At 66.9% G+C, this 6,612-nt stretch carries 6 protein-coding genes and 1 pseudogene; 2 read left to right on the top strand and 5 right to left on the bottom strand.

Annotated features, from left to right (window positions below; genetic code table 11):
• Positions 1 to 115: 115 nt before the first annotated feature.
• Positions 116 to 613: a hypothetical protein gene (locus Q1V87_RS14940; RefSeq protein ID WP_300594603.1), complete on the bottom strand. Its 498-nt coding sequence runs from the start codon at positions 611 to 613 to the stop codon at positions 116 to 118.
• A gap of 221 nt (positions 614 to 834) precedes the next feature.
• On the bottom strand, positions 835 to 1,383 hold the full coding sequence (locus tag Q1V87_RS14935; protein WP_300594600.1) for a methylated-DNA--[protein]-cysteine S-methyltransferase: 549 nt from the start codon (positions 1,381 to 1,383) through the stop codon (positions 835 to 837).
• A gap of 220 nt (positions 1,384 to 1,603) precedes the next feature.
• On the opposite strand from Q1V87_RS14935, the gene Q1V87_RS14930 reads away from it, so the two are divergent.
• Both Q1V87_RS14930 and Q1V87_RS14925 read left to right on the top strand, forming a co-directional pair.
• Positions 1,604 to 5,284, top strand: a complete 3,681-nt coding sequence (locus tag Q1V87_RS14930) for an AAA family ATPase (protein WP_300594605.1) — start codon at positions 1,604 to 1,606, stop codon at positions 5,282 to 5,284.
• Entirely contained in the window at positions 5,271 to 5,465 is a 195-nt protein-coding gene (locus Q1V87_RS14925; RefSeq protein WP_300594597.1) for a hypothetical protein, read from the top strand. The genes Q1V87_RS14930 and Q1V87_RS14925 overlap by 14 nt, the downstream gene beginning before the upstream one ends.
• A gap of 7 nt (positions 5,466 to 5,472) precedes the next feature.
• Here the strand turns inward: Q1V87_RS14925 and mscL are convergent, their stop codons facing one another.
• The 3 genes and pseudogenes from mscL to Q1V87_RS14910 all read right to left on the bottom strand — a co-directional run.
• On the bottom strand, positions 5,473 to 5,898 hold the full coding sequence (gene mscL / locus Q1V87_RS14920; protein ID WP_300594593.1) for a large conductance mechanosensitive channel protein MscL: 426 nt from the start codon (positions 5,896 to 5,898) through the stop codon (positions 5,473 to 5,475).
• Positions 5,899 to 5,923: 25 nt separating this feature from the next.
• Positions 5,924 to 6,253, bottom strand: coding sequence for an FmdB family zinc ribbon protein (locus Q1V87_RS14915; RefSeq protein ID WP_292709037.1), 330 nt, complete (start codon positions 6,251 to 6,253; stop codon positions 5,924 to 5,926).
• 27 nt (positions 6,254 to 6,280) lie between these two features.
• Positions 6,281 to 6,487: pseudogene (locus Q1V87_RS14910) on the bottom strand (5-formyltetrahydrofolate cyclo-ligase); the annotation flags it as partial.
• Between the last annotated feature and the right edge of the window lie 125 nt (positions 6,488 to 6,612).

Raw genomic sequence — 6,612 nt, 5'->3', positions numbered from 1 at the left:
AGGGGTCGCGAACATAGGGTGGTGCACGTCGAGGTCTTCCGGCGGATGGGCAGTGTGAGAACTTCCATCCTGGAAGACCTCGACGCCAATCCGCGAACCAGCCAGCGGTCCCGGGCTACACCCTCAACTGCGAAGAGCCGGCAATGCTGCGTATTTCGGCGTAGCTCTCACGCAACTCTTCACGCGCAGCGCTGCCGATTGCCGCGGGAGCCGGTGTCGCAAAACTCGATAGGCGACGATCGATTTCGCTTCTCACACGCAATTCGGTGGCGAGAGAGTCGGCAATGGAAAATGCGGCTCGCGCCACGACATCCCCGACCGCGGATTCTGCTCGCGATCCGCAATAGAGCACTCCACGCGCCTGACCGTCGACCATGACCGGAACCGCGAAGAGCGTGGATATCCCTTCGCCGAGAACGGCTCGGTCATAGTCATGGGTGATTCCCCGAGCGGTTCGATAGTCGATCGCAAGCCGCGCGCGTTTCTCGACGAGCGACCTGCCGCCGAGGCCCCGTTCGGGTTGCACGACGAGTCCGGCAAGCGATCGTGTCTGAGTTCCAGCGGTCGCGGTGACCGGCAGGAGCCCGTCGGTCGTCAGCCCACCGAAAGCCACGGGAAACTTCGTGACGTGCGGGAGGCGGCCCACCGCGAGCGCGAGCAGATCATGCTCTGTCGCGGAAGAAATTCCCGGGCCCACATCGACCGCCTCGTGTTGGGGTGACCGCGTCGTCCATGACGCGCCGAATCCGTAGCGACGAGGCTACCACCGGTGTTTCGTGGTGCGCAGTGACGGGATCCCCGGTCGAAACCGGGGATCCCGTCGGTCGCGCCGGCCTACACGGCGCGACCGACTTGTCCTCGCTCGAGCACGCCGGACTCGAGGTCGAGGAGGAACCGTTTCGTCTCTGGGTGGCCGCCATACTCACCGATCGACCCGTCGGCGCGTATGACGCGGTGAACCGGAACGATGATCGAGAACGGTGTCGTCGCGCATGCCGTACCGACAGCACGCGCAGCCCGCGCGCGCCCAGCCATGACAGCGACCTCGCCATATCCGGCGGTCTCGCCGAACGGGATTCGCGTCACAGCCTCGAGCGCGTCGCGTGTGAAGCCGCACACGAGTCGCCAGTCGAGCTTCACATCGAACGCCGTCCGATCGCCCGCGAAGTACTCGTCGAGTTGCGCGGCAAGCTGCAGCGCGGCATCCGTGATTCCGGGGCTCGGCTCGGCCCGCAGCGCCACTGTCAGGGCCGCGAGGTCATCCCCCGGATTGTCGTAGACGGGGTGGCACGAGATGACGGCGTCGGGTGTGCTGACGATGAGGACATCCCCGAGGGGAGTGGGGTGCAGGAGGTACGTCGAGGCGAGGGGTACAGGAGGCATGTCTCCATCCTCTTCGTCGATGCGGAGCCGGATGCAGCGCGAGAGGCCGCGGTGGACAGTATTGCCACATCGGCCCCGGGGGAGGAAGCCCTGACGGATGCGGCGTGTCGCGCAATACTGCAACACTCGTGGTGCGTTACCGGGACGCATCGAAACCGCAACCTAGTCTGACCGTGTGGTGCGAGCAGAAGGTGGCGTCATCCTTGGCGCTGATGGTGCGATGCGTGCGGTGTCCGTGGACCCCGCAGACCTGACTCTCGCTGACACTGACGCGACGATCGTTCACATCGCCGAGGAGGAGCGCGAGCGTCTGCGCGCCCAGGCGGCGGAACTCGGCGGTCGCTCGGCGCTTCTGCACTTCTCGGATACTCCGGATGCCGGCATCGAGATCACCAAGGCGCATCCGGGGAGCCTTCCGCAGTTCATCACGGGACGATCAACGCTGCTGTCGGGTCTGTTCCGCGACGAGGTAGCCCTCGGTACTGCTCGCCGGGCCGCCGAGCGGATCACGACGAAGAACGTCGAGCTACGGACCGCCCGAGGGATCGAAGCCGTGCGTCTGGCGGTCGGGATCGCGTCGTGGCGCATCGGGGGACTTGACTGCATCGCTCCCGTGCTGCTGCGTCCGCTGGCCATCCGCCGGCACCACACTGACTTCGAACTGAAGCTGCACGGCAGCTTCCAAGTCAATCCCGAACTCCTTCGCGCGATGCGGATGCACTTCGGCATCGAACTCGACGGTGATGCGCTGTCGGGTCTTGCCTACGATCAGGGCGTCTTCAAGCCGCAGCCGGTGATCGATCACCTGCGCGCGCTGATGGCGCAGATCCCGTCGTTCGTCGTCAAGCCCCGCCTGGTTGTCTCGACGTTTGTGGACGTCGGGTCTGCGATGGCGCGCGACGCGGCTCAGCTGGATCATCCGGTCCTGAACGCCCTCGCCGGTCATCCCGCCGATCGCGAGGCCGTGACGCTACGGCGCCCGATTCCGGTGATGCCCGGGCCCGACGAGCGCGTCCCGGCCGCCGACACGCTGCTGCTGGATGCCGACGCCGAGCAGGAAGCCGTGCTGGCGCGGGTCGCTGCTGGTCAATCCCTGGTCGTTCACACCCTGCCTGGTACCGGCGGAACCCAGACCGTCATCAACGCGGTGGGAGCGCTCGTGCGCGAAGGGCGGCGGGTTCTCGTCGTCAGCGCTCGCCGCTCGACACTCGACGGGGTTCGACACCGACTGGCGGGCGTTGGGCTGCCGGGCCTTGCGGTCTCGCCCACCGAGCTGCAACGGGATCTCGTCCGCGCGATCGGACGCAACGAGAAGGCCGTTGCTCCGAAGGTCTCCGAGATCGATGACGCGCTCGTGCGCCTTCGCACCGTGCTGCGCGATTACCGGTCATCGCTGGCCGATCGCCACGACGCCCTCGGAACCTCTGTGCTCGACATCCTGCGGGAACTGTCGGCGCTCGCCCAGCGCGAGGAACCCCCGACGACGACCGCACGCCTGGATATCGAGACTCTCGTGCGGCTCGCAAAGGGTCGCGAGGATGCCGCCGCCAAACTTGCGTCGGCGGCGCGGCTCGGCGAATTCCGGATCGGCCCCTCGGATTCTCCCTGGTACGGCGTGAGCTTTGCCACGACCGAACAGGCGCGCTCGGCTCACGCTCTGGCCGGCAAGCTCCACCGCATGGATCTTCCGCACCTGCTCGAGCGCGGGTATGTCCTTCTCGGGCAGACGCACATGCGCCCCTTCGAGAGTGTCGGTGAGCTGGGGGAGTACCTGCGGCTGCTGCAGGGCATCCGGGACTCTCTCGACCGTTTCAGCCCGACGGTCTTCGAACGGCCCATCGGTGACCTCATTCAGGCTCACGCGCCGCGCCGGGACACATCGACCCTCAGCGGCGCCGATCGCCGCAGGCTTCGACGTCTCTCTCGCGAGTACGTGCGCCCCGGCGTGCACGTCGGCGACATGTACGAGGCGCTTCTTCGCATTCAGAAGCAGCGTCAGCAGTGGCAGCGCTATGTCGAGGCGAACGTCGTTCCCGACATCCCGCTCGGCCTTGCAGACGTCGCGGTTGCCTGGCAGCGCGTGGATGCCGAACTCAGCGAGCTGGATGCCGTCCTCGGGCGCTCGGGGTCACAGGCGCTGTCTTCGCTTCCGGTGAAGACCCTCGTGCGCACCCTCGCGGGGCTGGCCGCCGAGTCTGAAGTCTTCGAGAACCTCATGGAACGCGCGAGTCTGCGCAGTGAGTTGGCCTCGCTCGGTCTCGAGCCGCTGCTGCTCGACCTCTCAGTGCGGCACGTGCCCGAACAGCAGGTCGCGGGAGAGCTCGAATACGCGTGGTGGCAGTCGGCTCTCGAGCACCTGCTGCGCAGCGACCGGGCGCTGCTGGGAGCCAACACCGCGGTCGTCGACCGCTTGGAGCGCGACTTCCGTCTGGTCGACGAAGCGCATGCCGCGGCATCCGGTCAGCTTCTTGCGGCCCAACTGGCGACGCAGTGGCGGGTCGGGATCGTCGATGAACCCCACGAGGCCGCGGCGCTGAAGCAGGCGCTGCGCGAGGGGCGAACCTCGCCGCGCACCCTCGTTTCGACAGCGCCGACACTCATGCGCTCGCTCGCGCCGGTCTGGCTCGCTTCGCCCTACGAAGTGCCCGCGATCCCCGACGACCTCGTCTTCGACGTCGTCATCATCTCGGATGCCGCATCGCTGAGCCTTGCCGAGGCTGCCCCCGCGATCCGTCGCGGCCGGCAGATCGTGGCGCTCGGGGATCCTGTCACCCAGAAGCCGACGGCGTTCCGTGTCGCCGCCGGCTCGCTGACTGCCGACGACGAGCCGGAGGTGCCGTTCGACGACGCGAGCGTGTTCGAGCGACTTGCTGAGATCCTGCCCGTCGAAACGCTCACGCGCAGCTATCGGGCCGGGGGCGAGGATCTCGCGGAGTTGGTCAATGGCGCGTTCTACGGCGGCGAGATCGTCTCCCTACCCTGGGCCGGGTCGTACCTCGGACGCGGAAGCCTCTCGGTGGATTACGTCGAGGGCGGCATCGGTGTGCCCGACGCCGAGTCCGGCGCCGTCGAGAGCCCGGATGCCGAGGTTCAGCGTGTTGTGACTCTCGTGGTCGAGCATGCCGTCAACCGTGGGTCCGAATCGCTCATGGTCATCACGGCCAGCGCGAAGCACGCCGCCCGCATCCGTGCCGCTGTTGACCGCGCCTTCGCGGGACGCTCGGACGTCGCCGACTTCGTCGCGCGCGACTCCGCCGAGCCGTTCTCCGTGCTCACGCTGGAAGAGTCGGTCGCTGAGAGCCGCGACCGCGTCATCTTCTCGCTCGGGTACGGACTCACCCGGCACGGCCGGGTGCTCAGCGATTTCGGTGACCTGTCGACCTCCGACGGTGAGCGGCTCCTGACGGTGGGGATGACGCGCGCTCGCCGCTCGATGGTGATCGTGTCCTGCATCCGTCCCGGTGCGGTCGATGACCGTCGCCTCGCGCACGGCGCGGCATCCCTCATGTCGATCCTGGGAGACGTCGAACGTCGCGCTCGGGTGTCACGACAGGAGGATGACGGCGACCCGCTGATGCTTTCGCTCGCGAAGGAACTTCGGCGCCTGGGCGTTGCCGTCGAGGTGAACTACCGGGGGCTGCTCCCGCTGGTTGCGCACCATCAGGGCAAGGCGGTCGTTGCCGAAAGCGATCCCGAGACCATCGGCGGATCGTTGCGCGAGTCGCTACGCCTCCGGCCCCAGATTCTGCGGCGCCTCGGCTGGCACTATGTGCGCGTGCACTCGTTCGACCTCTACAGCGACCCCGGCGGCGTCGCACAGCGCATCGCCGGCATCCTCGGCGTAACCGTCGAATCGCCCGTTGCCGAGGGTGACACGCAGCCGATCGATGTCGTCGCCTGACGAGCGTCAGCGCGTCGAGCGCGTTCCCGGATCACGTCGCGCACGTCTGACTCCGGCCCCGGGCACGGATGTCGCCCCCGAAACCCCGGATGCCGACGCCGACGCCGACGCGCCCTCGACCTCGTCTGACACCGGCCCGAACGACGACCGCCTACGAGCCGACGTCCCTCCGCACTACTGACGCTGCGTCAGGGCTTCGGCGGGGTGGCGTCGTTCTGCTTCTGGAGCAGGTCGCGGATCTGGATGAGGATCTCGGCCTCGCTCGGCATCGGCTCGGGCTCGGGTGGCAGCTGCTCTCGGGCCGCGGCGCGCTCCTTGAGCTTGTTCATCGGCATGACGAAGACGAAGTAGACGACCACGGCTACCGCGAGGAAGTTGATGACCGCGCCGATGATCGAACCCCAGGCGAAGGTGGTGGTTCCACCCATGAGCGTCGGCACATCCCAGGTGAGTCCGTTGAGGCTTTCCGCCTGAAACACGTAGGCGATCATGGGATTGATCAGACCGGAGACGATCGCGTTGACGATGCCGGTGAAGGCAGCGCCGATGACGACGGCTACCGCGAGGTCGATGACGTTACCGCGGAGGATGAACTCCCGGAATCCCTTGATCATGGTGGTCCCTTCGTTGTGTCGAGCGTCAGCTGGAGGTGGTCGCGGTGCTCGTCGAGGCGCTCGACCCTGACGACGAACCTGAACTCGACGATGAGCTCGAGCTGTCCGACTTCGATCCCGAGTCCTTCGAGCCGGATTCCTTCGATCCCGAGCCGCCGGAGTCCTTGCCGCCACTACCCGCCCGTGAGTCGGTGCGGTAGAAGCCGGATCCGTTGAAGGTCACGCCGATCGATCCGTACTCCTTGCGAAGTGATCCGCCGCACTCCGGGCACTCGGTGAGGGAGGCATCCGTAAAGGACTGCACGGCTTCGAATCGGTGGCCGCATTGGCGGCAGGCGTAGGCATAGGTGGGCATCGGTGGTCTTTCGGTGGGTGCGAGGGTTCAGCGGTGAGGATGCAGGTCGACGATACGGGTCGGCGTGACCACGCCGGTGACCGGTTGGTCGTGGACGTCCCGCGGAACAGCGGGCACGAGTTCGTCGTCGAAAATGACGGCGTAGACGGGCGGGCAGCGCTCCATCGAGCCGATCGTCTTATCGAAATAGCCGCGACCCCAGCCGAGACGCATTCCGCTCCGGTCCACCGCGGCCACGCATCATATGAATCGGGTTCCGCGCTGTCCAGTCAGTGAGCGACGTCGTAGTCCGCGGGTCCATATTCCATTTCCGTCGCCCGCACATACAATCGGGCTCATGACCGACGCCCGTGCCGAAG

It is taken from the genome of Microbacterium sp., assembly GCF_030149085.1.
GTDB lineage: Bacteria > Actinomycetota > Actinomycetes > Actinomycetales > Microbacteriaceae > Microbacterium.
Note: the sequence above shows the minus strand (reverse complement) of the source record. Positions and strands in the feature narration are given on the sequence as shown.

Coding starts and splice junctions, on each gene's coding strand:
- mscL (WP_300594593.1), bottom strand. CDS start 5,898: ATGATCAAGGGATTCCGGGAGTTCATCCTCCGCGGTAACGTCATCGAC.
- Q1V87_RS14915 (WP_292709037.1), bottom strand. CDS start 6,253: ATGCCCACCTATGCCTACGCCTGCCGCCAATGCGGCCACCGATTCGAA.
- Q1V87_RS14930 (WP_300594605.1), top strand. CDS start 1,604: ATGCGTGCGGTGTCCGTGGACCCCGCAGACCTGACTCTCGCTGACACT.
- Q1V87_RS14925 (WP_300594597.1), top strand. CDS start 5,271: ATGTCGTCGCCTGACGAGCGTCAGCGCGTCGAGCGCGTTCCCGGATCA.
- Q1V87_RS14935 (WP_300594600.1), bottom strand. CDS start 1,383: ATGCCTCCTGTACCCCTCGCCTCGACGTACCTCCTGCACCCCACTCCC.